Here is a 20317-nt window from a genome sequence, read left to right on the forward strand (position 1 = left end):
ATGGGGTTATACCTTTGGGTTTTCAACCCCATTCCATTCGATTATTAGATAGGGCGCACACTATCTTTATCAAGCTCTGCAGCAAAACGACGTTCAATAAATTGAACATTTGGATCGTTTTCTAAACTGTTCAGCGCTTGCTGTAATTTCTCTTGGTAGAGCCTATCTCTCAGTTCAAGTGGTGTTTCTCCACTCTCCCCTATTTCGATGCTCATGTGGCACTCTTCACCTAACACGGTATTAAGTGCTTTGAGCAATTCGGCTTGAGCTCTATCAGTATTCAAATGAGCTTGGCTGCTTCTCAATAGTAACGAAACGGTTGTTCCTTCCTTACTATAATGAGAGTTTAGCGCAAGTTGCTCTACCAGCTTAGGGATCTCCATTAAGCTGATTAGCTTCGCCCATTCATTATGTTCTAATGACTCATCGATGAGCTTTTGTGCCATTTCAGGCGTTTTCTCATGCTCAAGTGCCTGCTTGAGCTGCGTAGGTGTCAGTTTTGTATTTACTTTTGTCTCAACAGGCTTGCTTGGACGCCAGCGATACGCTTCCTCAACTTGTGGCTCCGTCGACTTCGGAGCTGAGTTTGGCGACACCTGCGCGGAATTGCCATGCAATTGCGCTACTCGGTCGATAACCGATTCTGGTTGTGCAGATGCCGCTTTAGGCTTTTTTGAGCCACCATTTTGAGGAGTGCTCTGTTGTAGGCCTTGACGCTGAGAACGTAATTGGTGACGCAAACCGCTTAGACCGCCGCGCGCTGGTGTTGAAACGCTCTCTTGCACTTGTTGAGGTGGCGTTTCATGTTGCGGCGCTGGGTTTTCGCTCATCGGCGGCGCCATATCATACTGTGGTGGAACCGTCTCATATCCACTCGCTTGATACTCAGGTTGCGAACTGGATGAAGGTTGAGGCGCCACTTGTGGTGTGCTTTGTGCTGGACTCGGCTGCTGAGCTCGAGGAGCCGCGGCTGTCTGAGCTGGCGCAGCCTTTGGTTGACTGGTACTTTGAGCCGGAGATGACGCTGGCTCGCAGTTACTAGAAACAACATTTGCCCCACTGTTATTTGATGGGCGGAACGCCATCATACGCAGCACAATCATTTCCAAACCGACTCGCCCATTTGGCGAGAGGGTCAAATCTTCACGACCTTTCAATGCAATTTGATAGTAAAGCTGAACGTCTTGCGGGCTTAGAGCTTTACTCAACAGCTCAATTTTCTCTGCATCTGGTTGGGCTTGGTCTAACGATGCGGGCAACGCTTGATACATCGCAATTCGGTGTAACTGTGTTGCGACTTGCTGCAACAAACCATCCCACTCAACACCATTTGCCGCTAATTGTTGGATTTTATCCATGGCTTGCTGAGGTTTCTTGCTGCTGATTGACTCTAGTAAGTGAATCGCTTGGTCGGTATCAATCGTCCCCAACATGTGGCTGACAATATCGGCTTGCACCGCACCGTTACCTAAAGCAATTGCTTGATCAGTCAAGCTGAGAGCATCACGCATACTGCCATCTGCAGCATGTGAGATCATACCCAACGCTTTTGGCTCTGCTGAAACTTGCTCTTGACCTAGGATGTAATCAAGTTGCTGGTGAATATCATCAACGCTGATTGGTTTCAGATGAAACTGAAGACAACGCGACAATATAGTGACAGGCAGCTTTTGTGGATCAGTTGTTGCGAGTAAGAACTTCACATACTCTGGCGGCTCTTCCAGGGTTTTCAACAACGCATTGAAAGAGTGACGCGATAGCATGTGCACCTCATCGATGAGGTACACTTTAAAACGTCCACGAGCAGGTTTGTATTGAACGTTGTCTAACAGTTCACGAGTGTCTTCAACTTTAGTACGTGATGCTGCGTCGATTTCAAGAAGATCGACAAAGCGACCTTCATCAATTTCACGACAAGTATCACACTTACCACAAGGTGTCGCGGTAATTCCGGTTTCGCAGTTCAAGCCTTTGGCAAACAGCCTACCGATACTCGTTTTACCCACACCACGAGTCCCGCTGAACAGATAAGCATGGTGTAAACGGTTTTGCGCCAGTGCGTTTTCCAACGCCGTCAGGACATGTTTTTGTCCGACAACTTGGTCAAACTGATTAGGACGCCATTTTCGCGCTAAAGCTAAATAACTCATTGAATGTATTAATGTCCTTCAAAATCGCAGATGCTGTACACGTTTAGACCTAGTGCTTCTAAACGTTTATCGCCACCGATTTCTGGTAGGTTGATAACGAAGGCAGCGTGCTCAACTTCACCACCCAGTTGGCGAATCAGCTTAGTCGTCGCTTCAATAGTACCGCCCGTTGCCAATAAATCGTCGACAACCAGTACTTTGTCGCCTTCAACGATGGCATCTGTATGGATTTCTAGTGTATCAACGCCGTATTCAAGCTCATAAGATTGAGCAACAGTAGGGCGTGGTAGCTTGCCTGGTTTACGCACTGGTACAAAACCAACACCTAGCTCAAGCGCTAAAGGCGCGCCAAATAGAAAGCCACGAGCTTCCGTACCCACAACCTTGGTAAAGCCCATATCTTTGTAACGTTCAACAAGTAAGTTGATCGTCGCTTGGTATGCTTTCGCGTCTTCAAGAAGGCTCGTCACATCACGAAATAGAATGCCTGGCTTTGGGTAGTCTTGGATGCTTTTGATGCTAGATTTGATCAGTGAAATTGTTTCTGTAGTCATAATACCGATTTACTTAGATTGGCTCATCGCCCTCTCTAATCGCAGTATCACGAGGGCAACGAACAATAGGTTTTCACCACTATGTGCTTATTTTCGTAAAAGTCACAGGCGCTGAAAATACAAACGCCCACTCGAAGAGCGGGCACACTATTCTCTACAATCTTAGTGATTTTCTTCTCGGTCAGCAACCAACTCAATCACAGGCAGACGCATAAACCAGCTGAGTAAAACGATTAGCATCACTAAAAGGCCAATTTTTACCCAAACGAGGGGGACAACAACGATTGAAACCATGAAACTAAGCGCAATAAAAATCGCACCACGCTTTTTTACTTTTGAAGTAACAGCCCGATGCTTATGCCAATTGTCGAGAATGGGTCCAAACGTTTTGTGGTTATGTAACCATTGATGAAATGCGGGGCTACCACGCATAAAACATGCGCTAGCAAGCAAAATAAAAGGTGTGGTGGGTAAAAGTGGAAGGGCTATGCCGGCTATGCCGAGCACAATACAGAGTCCACCAACAGTATTGAAAAAGTAACGCTTAATACGAATGGTGAACTCCGGTACAAAATAGCTAGATTAAAAGCCTGCGTAACCATTCATTACACGAAGCCAGGTTAGCGTTGCAGGAAGTGTTGGGATCAAAAGAACTGCAATAAAACCTAAAAAGTAAAAAATATTATAAGGCTCTTTAAAATCTTTGTCTGCCATGATGTGTCTTCTCACTAGTTGACTTTGCTTCTCCCAAGGCACAGCGTTAAATTATCGTTGCACAAATGGGTCATTATTGTTTTAAGCGCTGACTATACATTAAACAGCCAAACCTAAACACCAGTAAAAAGTAAGGTTATTAAACTAAACGTATGTTGTTTTGGTGGTTCTAAAAAGATAATAAGCAGCGTAAGGACGCTGCTTATTGGTTTGCAAGTCATAATTATACTAGTCGGGATTTCCGGGTAATACTTAAACTAAAACTTGAAGAACCTAAACACCCGATAGACAACTGTCCTGCAACACTAAGCGGTAAATCGCGGGTGATGAAGTTTTTCATACTTCCTCCCCCTAAACGGTTACCTGCTGCGATGTGTTGATTCGTATTTCCGTCAGACCAATGGCTATCTAAACCCGCAGGCAATATAGAGACCGAGGATGAAGCGAGGTCGGCGACACCAAACACAGCATTGACTGCACCCGCACACTCCGAACACTCAATTCCTTTTTCAATGATCCCTACCATGTCCTTGAGATCAGCACTGAAACTTTTCAAGTTACGGAGATAATCGTCAAACAATGCCCTAACGAGCAATGTCGTCGCAACTCCATCATTAGCTTGGGAAGCAGAATCAACGAGATAAAACGCAAATTGACCATTCATTAACCAACGATAATCGAAAACCAAGGGCATCACATCCGTCGATTGCAATAAACGGTACGAGCAGCGCCAATCTCCCTGAGCAGCATCCTTCTCTGGCAATAGAGCTTGCAGTAAATCTCTTGCCGCACTCGGATTCTGTTGCAAATATTCCAGATGCCAATACAGCTCTTGTTCATCCGGGATTTCACCACCATCATCAACCCTGAACCACTGACTTGAAAAGTCACGTTGTTCTGAGAAGTGGCTATCGGTATCTTCTAGCGTATTCTCTATCGCCTGAGATAGGTGCTCATAATTACCTATCGGTTTAGGAAGAAAATCTTTAATACCAAATCGCAACGCTTTCGCGACATCGGACATTTCATCCGTGCCTGATACCACGATAAGCGGCATATATGGATATTCGAGACTAACTTCTTCGACGAACTCGATACCATCTAAGACCGGCATCGATAAATCACATAAGATAAGATCGGGTTGGCATTCCCTGAGTTGTTGAAGCGCTTCTAGGCCGTTTTCTGCTTCTACTACTTTAAAACCCTGACTTTCTAAATAGGCATTGGTTACTTTACGAAATATTGGATCATCGTCCACCAACATTATTAGTTTTTGATTAATCACTTCCTGTGCCGAGACCATTGCCGTTTGACTGTGAGTCTTAAACATACCTTTATCCCTCACAAAGCTCAGTCAAAAAAACAGATTTATTATTAAGTCATTATTTTTGTTGTGTTTACTTCCAGCAAAACGTGTCACAGCAAGACCTGAGGCCGCTTCGCCTTGTTATAAAACTTAGCTCGGAAACTGCATTAATACAAATATTACGGCGTATAACAGTATTTACTCAAACAGGGTTGCTGTGTTCAAATGATGCAACATGTTGACTTAAAGCAAGCTTTGATCACAAAGTTAATTATAAATTAACCGTAATCGGTAATTTAATGTGTCTGGAAATATGAAATTAGATGACTTAAACCTGTTTCGACTGGTTGTCGAAAATGGGAGCTACACCGCAACTTCGCGAAAAACCATGATCCCGGTTGCGACCATCACCCGACGCATTCAAGCGCTAGAAGACTCTGTCAATCTTCGACTATTGAACCGTCATGCTCGCAAACTCTCGCTCACTGAAGCAGGGGAACGTTTTTACCATGAGTGCTCTCCTTTACTACAAAGGCTAACAACCGCAGCAGAGGAAATCACTGACGACTGCCGAGGAGCATCCGGCAAGATTAAGATATCCGCGCCTTACAACTTAACTAAACGAATGATGATGCCGATGTTCAACAGCTTTATGAAGCAGTACCCGGACATCAACATTGAGCTAACGACAGAGAATAATGCGGACAAGCTTGACCCTACTGAATGGGATGTAATTTTTCGAGTGGGACCGCAACGCGACTCTAGCCTCATCGCGCGTAAGATTGGCGAAGTGAAGGATATTCTCGTTGCAAGCCCTGACTATCTAACCTCGAATCCTGCGCCACATCATGCAGAAGAGCTCTCTAACCATTCATTGCTAAAAGGGTACCCGCTTATTAAGTGGACCTTGATTAATAGCAAAGGCGAGTCTGTGGTGAATGTTGATCGTGGTCGTTTTCAAGCAAACGCGCTCAATGTGGTGCGCAGCGCTTGTTCCGAAGGTTTAGGCATCACACTAATGCCAGATGTCATGATCAAAGAGTACATCGAGAGCGGCGATTTGGTACGCATACTGCCAGATTGGAGTGCAAACCCGCGCGACATTTATATGCTTTACAACCACAAAGATCACCTGCCAGAGAAAGTTCGCCTCTTTATTGACTTTGTGATCGCTTATAACATTCACTAATTAGATAGCGAAAACAAAAACCAGAGCCGAAGCTCTGGTTTTTTTACGACTTAAGAAAGCGCATCCTATGCGCCTTCGTTATGAAGCTCTAGGTTTGCTAAGTCCTGTTGGATTTCAAGTTGTGTTTTCGCATCATCGTTACGAAGACCATCTAAAAAATCTAGGTATTGTTGGTCGATATCACCCGTTACGTATTCACCGTTAAACACGGAAGTATCGAACTGAGTAATGTCTTGATTTCCAAGACCTACAGCTTCTACCAAATCTTCTAGACGTTGATAAATAAGCGCATCGGCACCAATCTGCTTACAAATTGTATCGTTGTCACGGCCATGGGCAATAAGCTCTGTAGCACTTGGCATATCAATGCCGTATACGTTCGGGAAACGAACTTCAGGAGCCGCTGAGACCATGTACACTTTCTTGGCACCAGAATCACGAGCCATCTCAATAATCTGCTCTGACGTTGTACCACGAACAATAGAATCATCCACCAGCAACACGTTCTTACCTTTGAATTCCGAACGAATAGCATTCAACTTGCGACGTACTGATTTCTTACGTTGTTGCTGGCCAGGCATGATAAACGTACGTCCAACATAACGGTTTTTCACGAAACCCTGGCGATAAGGGATATCGATCGCTTGAGCGATTTGCAGTGCAATGTCGCAAGACGTTTCAGGGATAGGAATGACAACATCGATATCAAGGTTTGCGTAATCTTCACGAATACGTTCGCCCAGCTTTTTACCCATTTCAACGCGAGCGCTGTATACCGAAATTTTATCGATGAACGAATCCGGACGAGCAAAGTACACGAACTCGAAAATACAAGGGTTGAGCTTAGGATTATCTGCACACTGCTTCGTGTAAAGCTCACCGTCAAACGTTGCGTAAATCGCTTCACCAGGTGCAACATCACGGACGAAATCAAAACCGACCGCATCCAATGCCACCGATTCAGACGCAACCATGTACTCTGCTCTGCCGTTAACTTCACGCTTACCTAAACACAGCGGGCGAATACCGTGTGGGTCACGAAATGCAATCATACCATGACCAATGATCATAGCTGTCACAGCATAAGCACCGCGAATTGTGCGATGAACATTGGTGACTGCGCGGAATACGTCTTCGGTCGTGACATTTCCTTTTACTGAGTCAATTTCGTGCGCCAGTACATTTAGTAATACTTCAGAGTCTGAAGTGGTATTGATATGACGGCGATCTTTTTCAAACAGCTTCTGACGAACTTCGTTAGCGTTAGTCAAGTTACCGTTGTGGGCAAGTGTAATACCGAAAGGAGAGTTTACGTAGAAAGGTTGAGCTTCTGAAGCGCTTGAACTGCCTGCTGTAGGGTAACGAACATGACCAATTCCGACCTCGCCTTGCAGGCGTTGCATGTGTCTTGCTTCAAATACATCCTTGACTAAACCGTTCGCCTTACGTAGACGAAAACGATTGCTTTCTATGGTACAAATACCAGCGGCATCTTGGCCACGATGCTGTAACACCGTTAACGCGTCATAAATAGACTGGTTTACAGGCGTTGTGCCCACGATTCCAACAATACCACACATGTCCTAATCCTCGATTTGCGACAGTAGCTGGCACTACTAGATAGTGCCAGACAGAAAACTTGATGTTGCTTGTAAATGCTCGAAGAATGGGGCGATGATACGGCTGAACTCAGGGATCAACTGTGAATCTTTCCACCAATCCGAGCTTGGGAATGCAGTAAACGCATCCATAAAAAACAGCACCGCAGAAACAATTAAGACTCCGCGTAGACCACCAAATACAATCCCGAGAATTCGGTCCGTACCTGATAGCCCTGTTTTTTGTACCAGTTGACCAATGACGTAATTCACCACTGCACCAACTACCAAGGTTGCGACAAATAACGCCGCAATCGCCGCTCCGTTACGAAACATATCATCTTCGATGTTGGTGAAGTACACCGCCAATTTGGCATAGTAATTACTGGAGATAAAAAACGCTCCGAACCAAATCACCAAAGACAAAGCTTCTTTAGCAAAACCGCGAACTAAACTGATCAGAGCTGAAAATCCGATCACACCTAAAATGATAAAATCTATCCAATTCATCTTTTCTTCATCTTAAGTTGGCGCGCATTTTAACAGAAAAAATGCTGACGCAAACGTTTTCTTATGGATTTAATGGCTTAAATTTAAGCAATTGACCTTTTGAACCTGTAATTTTTTGTAATTCTTGAACTTGTCGTTCAAGTTTACTTTTTGACACATCAGGGCCAACAATCACTCTCGTAAACTCGTTTTCTTTCTTTGTGTGAGCTTGATAACCACGCTTTTGCAAATCCGCGACAAGCGCGACAGCATTTTCGTGATTCTTAAGTGCCATCAACTGAATGATCCAAGCTGAATCTTCATATTGATTTTTCTCTTGAACAGGACGAGTGACGACCTCAACTTGCTCTGGTTGTTTGATGACCTCAGGTTTAGATGTTGGCACTGGCTCGGGCTCAGAAACGGCTACTTGAGCATCCTCACGTTCTTGCACTACAGCTTCAACCGGAGAATCCGGTAACGTAATGTCGTCTTCCACTGGCTCTAATATTTCGAAGTTTTCCACATCACTATCAAGTTCTGGTTTGATAGGAATACTGGCAAATTCTTCTTTGTAGTGCAGTTTCTTACCATCTAGCACATCGGGAAGAACAATGACTCCGACTGCGACTAGAATGATGGTGCCGACTAAACGACTTTGGAATTTACTTGCCATCAAAATACCTTTACTTATTTATTATTTGATTGCCAATGTTCCAATACCTCTCCGACGGTATGGAATGAGCCAACCACCAGAATAACGTCTCCTGCCTTTGCGTGGCTTCTCGCACTCTCGAAGGCGTCAACAGGGTTTTCAAAATGAACTTGCCCATCAGGTAAGTATTGGCACAATTCATCAGCGGTCGCCGCTCTCGGTCCAGTAAGCGACGCTGGATACCATTGTGTTGCAACTGGAGTTAGCGCTTCAATGGTTGCTTTAATGTCCTTGTCATGCAGCATTGCAACCACAATATGGATATTCTTACCCAGATATTGTTGCTTCACTCTTTCTACCAAATACTCAGCAGAGTGCGGGTTATGAGCGACATCAAGGACTATTTCAGGTTCGTGATGCAGTACTTGCATACGCCCCGCCAAACGAGCATTATTCAAGCCATTGACAATATTTATGTCAGTGATTTGCAATTCCGAAGCCCCTAGTGCCATCAGTGCAGTGGCTGCATTTTGTAATGGTAGCGATGGGATTGGTAAATCCTCTAACTCAAATGCCCCACTGCTCCATTTCCAACCATTATCAGTTAGTTGGTAATCGTACTGAATACCTACTTGGAAGAACTCAGAACCAATATCGTCAGCATGAGCCGCCACGGTCGCTGGTGGCGTCGGTTGACCACAAATTGCTGGCTTCCCTGAACGGTAAATGCCCGCTTTTTCAAAACCAATAACATTGATGTCATCACCAAGCCAATCCACATGATCGATCGCTAAGCTCGTAATAACAGAAACATCATGGTCAACAACATTAGTGGCGTCTAGACGGCCGCCAAGTCCTACTTCAAGTAAGACAACGTCAACTTTCTCTACTTGGAAAATACGTAGCGCAGCAAGCGTACCGAATTCAAAGAGGCTAAGGCTAACATCACCACGCTGCTTTTCTACATAATCGAATGCTTCACAGTGCTTGGCATCTACAACGTCAACGCCATTAATGCGTACACGCTCGTTGTAACGAATCAGGTGCGGAGAACTATAAACACCGACTGAATAGCCAGCATCAAGTAAAATGGCTTCCATTAACGCACACGTTGAGCCTTTGCCATTGGTTCCGGCAACGGTGATTACGGTTGGAGCTGGTTTGGTAAGATTGGCTTTGTTTGCTACCGCTTGGACACGGTCTAAGCCTAGATCAATTGCTGAGGAATGAATATTTGCTAAATAATCAAGCCACATCTCTAATGAAGATGTGGCTTGAGGAATTGGGTTTTGGGTCATCTAACTTTAACCATTAAATTCTTTGGTTTTTATGTTAGTTGATACTTTACCCTTTTTCGTCCGCTTCTGGTACAGAATATGGCTCTTCATTTGGAGATTCGTTAACCGAAACCACCAAAGGAGACTTGTGGTTAGTCATCTTAGCGATAAGACCACCCACACGCTGACGCATTTCACGACGGTCAACGATCATATCAATAGCACCGTGATCAAGCAGGAACTCACTACGCTGGAAACCTTCAGGAAGATCTTCACGTACAGTTTGCTCGATTACACGACGACCAGCAAAGCCAATGAGGGCCTTAGGTTCACCGATGTTGATATCACCCAACATAGCCAAACTTGCTGATACACCACCCATTGTAGGGTCAGTTAGAACAGAAATAAACGGCAGACCTTTTTCTGATAAACGCTCAAGCGCAGCACTGGTTTTTGCCATTTGCATAAGAGACATTAAAGCCTCTTGCATACGAGCACCACCACTTGCTGAGAAACAAACAAGCGCACAGTTATTTTCAATGGCTGCATCCACTGCTTTCACAAAGCGAGCACCAACGACTGAACCCATTGAACCACCCATAAAGGAGAATTCAAACGCACACGCCACAAGCGGCAGACCAAGCAATTCACCCTGCATCACAACTAGCGCATCTTTCTCACCGCTATTTTTTTGTGCAGCAGAGATACGCTCTTTGTATCGCTTAGAATCTTTAAATTTCAGTTTATCCTGTGGCTCAAGTTCAGAACCTAATTCAACTCGATTACCTTCATCTAAAAATGTTTCCAAACGACGACGCGCTTTCATACGCATGTGATGGTTACACTTTGGACAAACTTCTAAGTTACGCTCTAGTTCAGCATGGTATAAAACCTGTTCACAAGAGGTACATTTAGTCCACACACCTTCTGGGATAGAAGCTTTGCGTGAACTTACTAGATTGCTTTTCTCTAAAATCTTTTCAAGCCAACTCATGGAAGACCTTTTCTCTCAACTCTTCCGCTTCATTGCGAAAGATATAAATTCGACATAATACCGACGGATTAAACCATATCTTGCAGCTACTGTAGATAAAAAACTGGTTGTACCTATTTTTGATATCGTAAATAGCGTATGTTTTCCGTTCACATTCAATGTAAACACTACCGATATTTTGAAATAAGTTTGTAAAATTAGTTCAAATTATCTGGTAAAAACAGTGGACCGATCGGCACTTCAGGTAACCCAAACTCTTCTGGGTAGTCTACATCTACCAGGTACAGACCTTCCGCTTTCGCTGTCGCACCCGCTAGTTTGCGATCTTTGGCTTCTAATAACCACTTGATCCATTCAGGACTCTCTTCGCCACGTCCAACTTTTATCAAGCTACCCGTGATATTACGAACCATATGATGCACGAACGCATTAGCTTTAATATCAATAACCACATAGTTCCCATGGCGCGTAACGTTCAGATGCATCAAGTTTCGAAATGGGCTGCGAGACTGACAATGCGCCGCGCGAAACGACGTAAAATCATTTTCGCCAAGTAGGAACTGCCCTGCTTCATGCATTTTTTTCTCGTCGAGCTCACCATGATAGTGACTAACCCCCGAGTTTAGGATGCCTGGACGTAAAGCATGATTGAAAATAATGTAACGATAACGGCGAGCTGTCGCTGAGAATCTTGCATGGAAATCATCTGAAACTTCCTTAGCCCAACGAACCGCTATATCGCTTGGCATGTTCGCGTTTGCGCCCATGGTCCAAGCTACCATTTTTCGAGTAACGTTGGTATCAAAGTGCACAACTTGTCCCGTGCCATGCACGCCTGCGTCTGTCCGACCAGCACACTGAACTTCAACTGGGTGATTAGCGACGACGGACAATGCTTTCTCTAGCTCTTCTTGGACACTTTTCACTTCTCTTTGGCGCTGCCAACCAAAGTAGTTTGTACCGTTGTACTCGATACCTAATGCGATTCTCATCTTAACCTTCGAACTCTAAAATGGGGCGGGAAGTATATACTCAAGTCACCTCAAGTTGCCAGTTTCACCAAGGGTGACATAAAGGTAGCATCATACTAACGGGACACAAAAAGGGTAGCAAACGCTACCCTTTTGTTTCGGTTTATCGGCCATTAATAGCGTCAATCAGGCTTTTTGCTTCGCGGCGAATATCATCCTCACCGTAAACAATCGCCTCTTCTAGTAGTTTAATCGCCCCTTGAGAATCGTTCATCTCGAGATAGATTTTAGCCAAATCCAGTTTCCCAGCCGCTTCAGCATTGCTATCTACGTCAATATCGCCGATCTCACCGATAACATCTGGAAACTCGTTCAATCCGACATCGAGCTTAAGGTCTTCTTCTTCGAACTCACCACCTTCTCTGTCGACCTGAGCCATCAATTCATCAATCGTCATAAATTGATTTTTCTTCGGGTCGAAGTCATCCAAGTCGCTTTGCTCTGCCCAGTTTTCTTGCGCGATCTCTGGCTGACTTAGTGCATCACTCGAATTCCAAACATCACGCTGGTCCTCAGGCACTTCTTCAGTAGAACTTACGTTATCAGCAGCGGGTTTAAAGCCATCCCAATCATCTCCAACATCAAGCATGGTTTCAAAATCCATACCTGCACTTGCGATGGTGTCACTGTCTAGTTTACCTTCAAATACTTCTGAGTTTGCGTCTTCCGCAAGAAGGTTAGCCATTGATGATTCATCATCCAAATTACTGAGCGGCTCACCCTCTGTCGCTGTTGGCTGCACTTCTGGGTCAGTATCAAAGCCGTTTTGCTGCGCAAATACTTCAAACAAAGCATCATGATCGTTATCGGCTTGAATAGCTGGTCTCGATGTCTCTGCTTCAACCTTAGGGCTCTCTGACGCACCCTCGTTCATTGACGCGAGAACATCTTCCTCATTGAACTCTGGAAGATCTTGGTCGTCAAAACTTAACTCTTCATCCTCACCGGAGATTGGTTCTATATCTGCAGTCTCAGAGCTCGGTAATTCTGGCTCTTCTTCCATCGACGCCAAGGCATCTTCTTCGCTGAACTCTGGCAAATCGAGCTCATCAAAATTGAACTCTTCTTCGGACTCAGTTGGCAAGTCGGCTTCAACTTGTTCTAGTTCAATGGACTCGGACGTTTCTAACTCCGGCTCATCCACCATAGACGCCAATGCGTCTTCTTCACTAAACTCAGGAAGATCCAGCTCGTCAAAATTGAATTCTTCTTCTGATTCAGTTGGTAAGCCTGCTTCAACTTGTTCTGACTCAACGGACTCGGACGTTTCTAACGCAGGTTCGCCAGCCATAGACGCCAATGCGTCTTCTTCACTAAACTCAGGAAGATCTAGCTCATCAAAATTGAATTCATCTTCTGATTCAGTTGGCAAGTCGGCTTCAACTTGTTCTGGTTCAACGGACTCGGACGTTTCTAACTCCGGCTCATCCGTCATAGACGCCAATGCGTCTTCTTCACTAAACTCAGGAAGATCCAGCTCATCAAAATTGAACTCTTCTTCGGACTCGGTTGGTAAGTCAGCTTCGACTTGCTCTGGTTTAACGGACTCGGACGTTTCTAACTCCGGCTCATCCGCCATAGACGCCAATGCGTCTTCTTCACTAAACTCAGGAAGATCCAGCTCGTCAAAATTGAATTCTTCTTCTGATTCAGTTGGTAAGCCTGCTTCAACTTGTTCTGACTCAACGGACTCGGACGTTTCTAACGCAGGTTCGCCAGCCATAGATGCTAGAGCATCTTCTTCGCTGAATTCTGGAAGATCTAGCTCGTCAAAATTGAATTCATCTTCTGAATCGTTGGTCGACTCAGTTTCCGGCTCCAATTCAGGTTCATCCAGTAGCCAATCTTCTTCTTGTGGAACACCGAATTCATTTTCTATTGTATTTGGTGTCGGCGTGAAGGCTGGAATGTCTTCCTCTTGCTCAACGTGAGGCTGTACCTCAGCATCGGACTCCACGGATGGTTCTTGTGTTGAATCAGTATCGGTAGCCTCTTGTTGTAGTGATGAAGCTTCCTCTATCTCCGTTTGTGTTTTTTCAACTTGCTGCGGTAAATCGTCTTCACTATCAAATAGAGCGTCAAGTTCAGCAGAAAAATCCGCTTTTTCTTGTTCTGTTGGCAGAAGTTCTTCACTGTCTGACTCAAATAGGTCGTCTAGCTCGCTCATTAAAGGATCATTCTCTGGTGAGAGGTCCTCTAAATCACCAAGAAATTCATCGCTGCTAAATGGCTCTGAGGCAGCCTCTGGCTCGGTTAATGGTTGATCTTCTACAGCTTGTTGCGTGTCTGGCTGGCTTTCACTTAATAAAGCGTCGATGTCCAACCCAGACTCAATGTCCTGACCTTCATGAGTTTGTTCTGACTCAACTACGGGAGATGGCTTTTCGTCGGCGTCTGGCTCACCAAAACCAAGTGATTTCAGTAACTCTTCCTCTTCCGACTTATTCTGCTCTGGGCTCTCGTCCTCTCGAATCAGATCATCAAACGGATCTAAATCAGCTTCAGTCTCTTCATCAAGTTCAGAGGTAACATCATCAATGAGTTCATCCAGTAAGTCTGTGCTATCTGCGTCTAACTCTTCGATCGAGTCATCACCTTCAAAACCAGAGATTGCTTCTAGCTCGTTTAGTGGATCAAACTCGTCTGTGTCATCTTCATCAAAATCAATGAGTTCATCGAGTAGCTCTGTACTGTTTTCATCTAGAACAGGACCTTCATTGGCGTCAGCTTCTCGAACTTCCGATTCACTAGCCGGTTGTTCATACTGGGCCAATAGCTTATCGATATCGTCGTCAGATGCCTCTCCAACACTAAAGTCATCATCCGAAACGGGCTGTTTTAACTCAGGCTCATCAGTATCTAAATCGAAGTCATCGTTGCCAAGTTCAGCAAACAAGTCATCAAGCATATCCTGGTCGACAGTGTCACTTGGTAACTCTTCTGACGGCTCATCGGCTGCAAGTAACTCGGCAAATGCGTCGTCTGAAAGTGAGTCTGATTTCTCATTCGTATCATCCGAAAGATCGAAGCCAGACTCATCGTCATCGAGCACTTCTAGTTCTGGAGCAACCTCATCTAAGGCTCGCTCCATTTCTTCTAAACCAAGCGCTTTTTCTTCGCCGTTGACTTGGATACCATTGTTCGATGACTCAAACTCATCCAGACCAACATCTAGGTCACCGTCATCGCCAATATCTGCAAATGGGTCATCGTCCCCTTCCAGATTGAAATCAAGCTCTTCATCATCGAGGTTAGCAAAGACGTCTTCTTCTAAATCTGACTTATCTTCTTGTAAAGACTGTGTGTTGATATCTTCATCTGCAAACAATTCATCATCAAGCGTGAGCTCTTCATCAAGCTCATCCGCCGCCGCTAAACCGATTGGCGCCACAAGAGGATCAACGTTTTGCTGTTCCTGTGCAGCCGCTTCTTCCTCTTTCCCTTTAGAGCGTCGACCAAGAATCATAACAACTAGCAACGCAATCAAAGCACCAGGAATTAATGCCGCAAGACCAACAAGCCAACCATTAGACAAAATTTTGTCCATGGTGCTTGGTTGCATGCGCTGTTGTTCAGCAAGGCGCTGGCGCTCTTCTGCAAGCAGTTTCTCGACTTCTGAGCGAATGCGTTCTTCGTCATTCAGCTCGCTTTTCAAAGTTTCGACTTCGCTTTGCACTTCTGACAGCATCAATCGAAGACGATGGTTCTTCTCTTCTAATGACTCTAATTCACTTTGTGAGCCTTGAAGTTTGTCCTTTAGCGCACTGACCTGCTTTTCACCCTGCGGAGAGGTGGTTACTGGTGGCGCAGGGATGACGGGTATTGTTTTCGGAGTTGGTTTTGGCTCCGTTGCTGCCACTGTCTCTGGCTTAGCCGCAGGCTTGGGTTCTACTTTAATTTGTGGCTTTGGTTGCTCGGTGACTCGTTGTGCTGGCGTCGCTCTATTTGTCGGCTTCGGCTGTTTTAACTTAGCTTCATGCGCCTTCATAATCGCAACAGCTTGCGCTGTGGTCGCGCTTTGCACTTGCTCTAGAGAAGGTACTCGTAGCCGACTACCTGGGATCAATTCATGAATGTTTTGGTTCTCAAACGCTTGAGGGTTAATTCGGTAAATGGCAAGAAGCGTTTGTTGAACGGTAACACCGCGTGAAGGTCGTAATTCTGAAGCGATCGACCATAGTGTTTGATTTTCACCAGTCGGACCAAAGAAACGTGACGGTTGAGCATTCGCAGGAGGAGCAGGTAATGCTCGCTCAATATCTTCAGCATAGCTCGGAGATGATTGCACTTCACCAGACGGTCCAACAAGACGAATTCCTTCGGCTTGAACCACTGATGATGTCTGAGTCGCGCTCATCAACACAAGGGCTGCTAACAAACGCTTATAATTTTGACGCATAGAAGGCTCAGTTTTGTGCTAAATACAATTTGAAATGGTGATCGGTTAAATATATCGGATATCGCATGCAAAACTATAGCGTTGAGAATAAAAAATGTGTGGCTCTCGCCATATTCGTACTAATCTCACACTATTTTGTTTCGTTCGTACAAAAAGCCTCGCACTGTGCGAGGCTTTGAAATGAATTGTAAACGACTTAGTAGTAATCGCGGATCAGAACTTCTGCGATTTGCACCGCGTTAGTTGCCGCGCCTTTACGCACGTTATCAGCAACAACCCACAGGTTTACTCCGCTATGATGGCTGATATCGTTACGGATACGGCCAACCATTACATGGTCTTTACCGCCCGCATCGCGAACTTGTGTAGGGAAGTCTTCACCGTGGAACACTTCGATACCGTCAGTTTGTTCAAGCAAGTTAACGACTTCTTGTGCATCGATAGGTGAACGAGTCTCAATGTGAAGTGCTTCTGCGTGACCGTAGAATACAGGAACACGTACACACGTTGGATTGACTGTGATTGATGGATCGTTAAAGATCTTCTGTGTTTCCCACACCATTTTCATTTCTTCTTTGGTGTAGCCGTTTTCCATCATTTGATCGATTTGTGGAATACAGTTAAACGCGATCTGTTGAGAGAATTGCTTCTTGTCTGCAGGCAGACCGTTTAGCAGCTTCGCCGTTTGACCTGCTAGCTCATCGATACCCGCTTTGCCTGCACCAGACACCGATTGGTAAGTTGATACGTTAATACGTTCAATACCCACCGCATCGTGAATTGGTTTTAGTGCCACTAGCATTTGGATGGTTGAACAGTTCGGGTTCGCAATGATGTTACGGTTACGAAACTCTGCAATCGCTTCTGGGTTTACTTCAGGCACAACAAGAGGAATGTCGTACTCGTAACGGAAGTGTGATGTATTGTCGATAACAATCACGCCTTCATCAGCGGCAATTGGAGCCCACTTGGCTGATAGCTCACCACCAGCAGAAAACAGTGCGATATGCGCTTGAGACCAATCGAACTCTTCTACGTTTTGAACGCCTACCGTTTTACCATTGAAGCGATAAGTCTTGCCTTCGCTGCGCTCACTCGCGAGTAGGAAGATTTCGCCTACTGGGAATTTGCGCTCTTGAAGCACATCCAAAATTGTTTCACCGACCGCACCGGTCGCACCTAAAATGGCAACATTATATTGCTGGCTCATTGACTTACCTCAATCTGAAAACCTAGTTCTGCTAATGGAGCAAGGTTACATGTTTTGTTACCCACTAGCGTGACAGCACTGTATTCACGGCGATCCCAGTAGTTTTTACGCATCAGGTCAAAAGCGCCTGGCTTACTGATTTCACGGCGGAAAAGAGCGTCATCTCTACGCACATCATAGATTAACTGCGTGATGTTATGCAGTGTTGCTTCGTCCCAAGCTCTGTCCAATACCATAGTAGGAACAGGCGCGGTTGGCAGTAAATCGCTGGCATGCGCACGTAATTCGTTATTTAAGAACTCACAGTAGCTGTTGAAAATCATCGTCGTACCGCGAGCTTTCCCTTCCAGACCATAGCCTGCAACGTGAGGGGTTGCGAATGCTAGCAGAGGCAGAAGCTCCATATCAACCTCTGGTTCAAATTCAAATACGTCAAGTGCCGCTGTAAAGCCATCGTTTTTCAAAAGACGTTGCTTCAAAGCAGCGTTGTCAACGATGGGACCTCGAGCCGCGTTAATCAAAATTTGATCGCTGCGGAGACCATTTAACACCTTCTCATCAATCAAATGATGCGTTGGGTATGGGCCATCTTTGGTGATTGGCGTATGTAGTGTAATGATGTCTGAGCTTTCAATCAGTTCTGTCAACGGAGTAAAGCTACGAGGATCACCAGCCTCTTGTTTGAATGGGTCATTGATGAGAACTTTAATACCCATGCCTTTCAAACATTTCTCTAGGTAGCTACCTACTTGGCCTGCACCAATAATACCTACCGTCTTGTCAAATACCGAGAAACCTTGTTGCTGAGCGAGCACCATCATCACGCTGAACGCGTATTCCGCTACACCCACTTTGTTACACCCTGGCGCAGCAGTGAAGAAAATGCCTTTCTCTTTTAAGAGTGCTTGGTCAACATGATCCATGCCTGCCGTGGCCGTACCAACAAACTTCAGCTTGTTTGCTTTGCTGATCAGGTCAGCATTCACTTTGGTGACTGAGCGAATCATTAGGGCATCAACATCCACTAAATCATCGGCGGTCAGTGTACGACCTGGTTTTAGAATTACGTTACCGAGTTGGCTGAATAGCTCTTCAGCATACGGCATATTTTCATCAACAATAATTTTCATAGCGCCAGCGTTCTAACATCCATTTGTAAGAGTTCGTTTATTCGCAAGATGCGAAACTAAAGCGATTGTGCCCTTTTCCCGAAAAATCTCAAGATATAACACCAATAAACCTCAAGGAGGTAACTCTTATAGAATCGATTGACGGGAAGCCTAGAGAAAAGCAGAAACAGAGAAAAGAAAAAGCCCGGCTAAATAGCCGGGCAAAGTTCCAGAACAAAAGGATCCTATCCCGCTCTCCATGGGATAGAGTCTGCGTCTGTTCGATCAGTGTGACTGATCAAGCTCTGGAAACTGGATTGTTGGCGTTTACAGTACTCTCGCAAGGCGCCAACAAATTCAGTTAACCTTGGTACTTTTTAATAACCAAAGTTGCGTTTGTGCCGCCAAAGCCAAAGCTGTTGGACATTACGGTCGTTAGCTCTGCATCACGTGCTTCTGTCACGATGTCCAGACCTTGTGCTGCTTCGTCCAAGTTTGAAATATTGATGCTTGGAGCAATGAAGTTTTTGTCTAGCATAAGTGTTGAGTAAATTGCTTCGTGCACGCCCGCTGCGCCGAGTGCGTGGCCAGTCATTGCTTTTGTTGCAGAGATTGCAGGGCTGTTCTCACCAAACAATTGTTGGATAGCACCAAGCTCTTTCACGTCACCAACGGGTGTCGATGTACCGTGCGTGTTGATGTAATCCACACCATCAACGTCTTGCATCGCCATCTTCATACAACGAATTGCACCTTCACCTGATGGCGCTACCATGTCGTAGCCATCTGATGTCGCACCGTAACCTACGATTTCACCGTATATTTTCGCGCCACGTGCCAGTGCGTGCTCTAGTTCTTCAATAACCAGCATGCCGCCGCCGCCCGAGATAACAAAACCGTCACGGTCTGCATCGTATGTGCGAGATGCTTTGTCTGGCGTGTCATTGTATTTGGTTGACAGTGCGCCCATCGCATCAAACATCATAGTTTGAGACCAATCTAGCTCTTCGCCGCCACCAGCAAAAACAATATCTTGTTTGCCTAGTTGAATAAGCTCCATAGCATGGCCGATACAGTGTGCAGATGTTGCACATGCAGAGCTCATTGAGTAGTTCACGCCACGAATCTTAAATGGCGTAGCAAGACAAGCAGAAACAGTAGAAGACATAGTACGAGGAACCATGTAAGGACCAACTCGCTTTACGCCTTTGGCGCGCATCGTGTCTGTCGCTACCGTTTGATTGTATGCAGAAGCACCGCCAGAACCTGCAACGATACCGGTACGATCGTTTGAAACCTGCTCTTCTGTAAGACCAGCGTCTGCGATTGCCTGCTCCATTGATAGGTATGCATAAGCAGCCGCATCACCCATAAAGCGCATCTGCTTACGGTCGATGTGTTCCGCCGGGTTGATTTTTAGGTCACCCCATACTTGCGAACGAAGACCGTGTTCTTTGAACTGCTCAGATGCAGTGATGCCAGATTTGCCCGCTTTAAGAGACGCTAGAACTTCTTCGACGTTGTTACCGATACTTGAAACAATACCCATACCGGTGATTACGACTCGTTTCATTATGACATTCCTATAATTCAAAAATCCGCTAGATGATAACTAAGATAGTCAACAAAAGTGGTCAGCTTT

At 45.3% G+C, this 20317-nt stretch carries 16 protein-coding genes; 1 reads left to right on the forward strand and 15 read right to left on the reverse strand.

Translation table 11 applies throughout. The annotated features are described in order from the left end of the window. Positions 1 to 44: 44 nt before the first annotated feature. The 5 genes from dnaX to R7P72_RS08905 form a co-directional block, all read right to left on the reverse strand. Complete coding sequence (gene dnaX / locus R7P72_RS08885; RefSeq protein ID WP_005380617.1) at positions 45 to 2150, reverse strand: DNA polymerase III subunit gamma/tau; 2106 nt, start codon at positions 2148 to 2150, stop codon at positions 45 to 47. Positions 2151 to 2158: 8 nt separating this feature from the next. After that, complete coding sequence (apt, locus tag R7P72_RS08890; protein WP_005380615.1) at positions 2159 to 2704, reverse strand: adenine phosphoribosyltransferase; 546 nt, start codon at positions 2702 to 2704, stop codon at positions 2159 to 2161. A 162-nt stretch (positions 2705 to 2866) separates the two neighbouring features. Then, complete coding sequence (locus tag R7P72_RS08895; RefSeq protein WP_080276930.1) at positions 2867 to 3253, reverse strand: YbaN family protein; 387 nt, start codon at positions 3251 to 3253, stop codon at positions 2867 to 2869. Positions 3254 to 3286: 33 nt separating this feature from the next. Beyond that, on the reverse strand, positions 3287 to 3418 hold the full coding sequence (locus R7P72_RS08900; RefSeq protein ID WP_005380608.1) for a hypothetical protein: 132 nt from the start codon (positions 3416 to 3418) through the stop codon (positions 3287 to 3289). Positions 3419 to 3641: 223 nt separating this feature from the next. Continuing rightward, a complete protein-coding gene (locus tag R7P72_RS08905) occupies positions 3642 to 4748 on the reverse strand; it encodes a response regulator (protein ID WP_005380606.1) in 1107 nt (368 codons plus the stop codon). 289 nt (positions 4749 to 5037) lie between these two features. Between R7P72_RS08905 and R7P72_RS08910 the strand changes: the two genes are divergently transcribed. Beyond that, positions 5038 to 5913, forward strand: coding sequence for a LysR family transcriptional regulator (locus R7P72_RS08910; protein WP_005380599.1), 876 nt, complete (start codon positions 5038 to 5040; stop codon positions 5911 to 5913). A gap of 65 nt (positions 5914 to 5978) precedes the next feature. On the opposite strand, the gene purF is transcribed toward R7P72_RS08910, so the two are convergent. From purF to fabB, 10 genes are all read right to left on the reverse strand, one after another. Further along, complete coding sequence (purF, locus tag R7P72_RS08915; RefSeq protein WP_005380592.1) at positions 5979 to 7493, reverse strand: amidophosphoribosyltransferase; 1515 nt, start codon at positions 7491 to 7493, stop codon at positions 5979 to 5981. A gap of 36 nt (positions 7494 to 7529) precedes the next feature. Then, positions 7530 to 8021 (reverse strand): CvpA family protein, encoded by a 492-nt coding sequence (locus tag R7P72_RS08920; protein ID WP_005380590.1) that lies wholly within the window; start codon positions 8019 to 8021, stop codon positions 7530 to 7532. Positions 8022 to 8082: 61 nt separating this feature from the next. Continuing rightward, the gene (locus R7P72_RS08925) at positions 8083 to 8676 is read right to left on the reverse strand and encodes an SPOR domain-containing protein (protein WP_005380588.1); all 594 of its coding nucleotides are present in this window, start codon (positions 8674 to 8676) and stop codon (positions 8083 to 8085) included. A 14-nt stretch (positions 8677 to 8690) separates the two neighbouring features. After that, positions 8691 to 9953 (reverse strand): bifunctional tetrahydrofolate synthase/dihydrofolate synthase, encoded by a 1263-nt coding sequence (folC, locus tag R7P72_RS08930; RefSeq protein ID WP_005380586.1) that lies wholly within the window; start codon positions 9951 to 9953, stop codon positions 8691 to 8693. Between the two features lie 46 nt (positions 9954 to 9999). Beyond that, positions 10000 to 10926: an acetyl-CoA carboxylase, carboxyltransferase subunit beta gene (gene accD / locus R7P72_RS08935; RefSeq protein WP_005380583.1), complete on the reverse strand. Its 927-nt coding sequence runs from the start codon at positions 10924 to 10926 to the stop codon at positions 10000 to 10002. A 197-nt stretch (positions 10927 to 11123) separates the two neighbouring features. Next, on the reverse strand, positions 11124 to 11918 hold the full coding sequence (gene truA, locus R7P72_RS08940) for a tRNA pseudouridine(38-40) synthase TruA (RefSeq protein WP_005380566.1): 795 nt from the start codon (positions 11916 to 11918) through the stop codon (positions 11124 to 11126). A gap of 142 nt (positions 11919 to 12060) precedes the next feature. Continuing rightward, on the reverse strand, positions 12061 to 16356 hold the full coding sequence (locus tag R7P72_RS08945) for a FimV/HubP family polar landmark protein (protein ID WP_005380564.1): 4296 nt from the start codon (positions 16354 to 16356) through the stop codon (positions 12061 to 12063). Between the two features lie 196 nt (positions 16357 to 16552). Beyond that, positions 16553 to 17566: an aspartate-semialdehyde dehydrogenase gene (locus R7P72_RS08950; RefSeq protein ID WP_238972201.1), complete on the reverse strand. Its 1014-nt coding sequence runs from the start codon at positions 17564 to 17566 to the stop codon at positions 16553 to 16555. Further along, positions 17563 to 18696: a 4-phosphoerythronate dehydrogenase gene (locus R7P72_RS08955; protein WP_005380560.1), complete on the reverse strand. Its 1134-nt coding sequence runs from the start codon at positions 18694 to 18696 to the stop codon at positions 17563 to 17565. The genes R7P72_RS08950 and R7P72_RS08955 overlap by 4 nt, the downstream gene beginning before the upstream one ends. 340 nt (positions 18697 to 19036) lie before the next feature. Then, positions 19037 to 20248, reverse strand: coding sequence for a beta-ketoacyl-ACP synthase I (fabB, locus tag R7P72_RS08960; protein ID WP_005380557.1), 1212 nt, complete (start codon positions 20246 to 20248; stop codon positions 19037 to 19039). Positions 20249 to 20317 lie beyond the last annotated feature (69 nt).

Source organism: Vibrio sp. Vb0888 (genome assembly GCF_033338835.1).
Classification (GTDB): Bacteria; Pseudomonadota; Gammaproteobacteria; order Enterobacterales; family Vibrionaceae; genus Vibrio; species Vibrio alginolyticus.

Coding starts and splice junctions, on each gene's coding strand:
- dnaX (WP_005380617.1), bottom strand. CDS start 2,150: ATGAGTTATTTAGCTTTAGCGCGAAAATGGCGTCCTAATCAGTTTGAC.
- apt (WP_005380615.1), bottom strand. CDS start 2,704: ATGACTACAGAAACAATTTCACTGATCAAATCTAGCATCAAAAGCATC.
- R7P72_RS08900 (WP_005380608.1), bottom strand. CDS start 3,418: ATGGCAGACAAAGATTTTAAAGAGCCTTATAATATTTTTTACTTTTTA.
- R7P72_RS08905 (WP_005380606.1), bottom strand. CDS start 4,748: ATGTTTAAGACTCACAGTCAAACGGCAATGGTCTCGGCACAGGAAGTG.
- R7P72_RS08910 (WP_005380599.1), top strand. CDS start 5,038: ATGAAATTAGATGACTTAAACCTGTTTCGACTGGTTGTCGAAAATGGG.
- purF (WP_005380592.1), bottom strand. CDS start 7,493: ATGTGTGGTATTGTTGGAATCGTGGGCACAACGCCTGTAAACCAGTCT.
- R7P72_RS08920 (WP_005380590.1), bottom strand. CDS start 8,021: ATGAATTGGATAGATTTTATCATTTTAGGTGTGATCGGATTTTCAGCT.
- R7P72_RS08925 (WP_005380588.1), bottom strand. CDS start 8,676: ATGGCAAGTAAATTCCAAAGTCGTTTAGTCGGCACCATCATTCTAGTC.
- folC (WP_005380586.1), bottom strand. CDS start 9,953: ATGACCCAAAACCCAATTCCTCAAGCCACATCTTCATTAGAGATGTGG.
- accD (WP_005380583.1), bottom strand. CDS start 10,926: ATGAGTTGGCTTGAAAAGATTTTAGAGAAAAGCAATCTAGTAAGTTCA.
- truA (WP_005380566.1), bottom strand. CDS start 11,918: ATGAGAATCGCATTAGGTATCGAGTACAACGGTACAAACTACTTTGGT.
- R7P72_RS08945 (WP_005380564.1), bottom strand. CDS start 16,356: ATGCGTCAAAATTATAAGCGTTTGTTAGCAGCCCTTGTGTTGATGAGC.
- R7P72_RS08950 (WP_238972201.1), bottom strand. CDS start 17,566: ATGAGCCAGCAATATAATGTTGCCATTTTAGGTGCGACCGGTGCGGTC.
- R7P72_RS08955 (WP_005380560.1), bottom strand. CDS start 18,696: ATGAAAATTATTGTTGATGAAAATATGCCGTATGCTGAAGAGCTATTC.
- fabB (WP_005380557.1), bottom strand. CDS start 20,248: ATGAAACGAGTCGTAATCACCGGTATGGGTATTGTTTCAAGTATCGGT.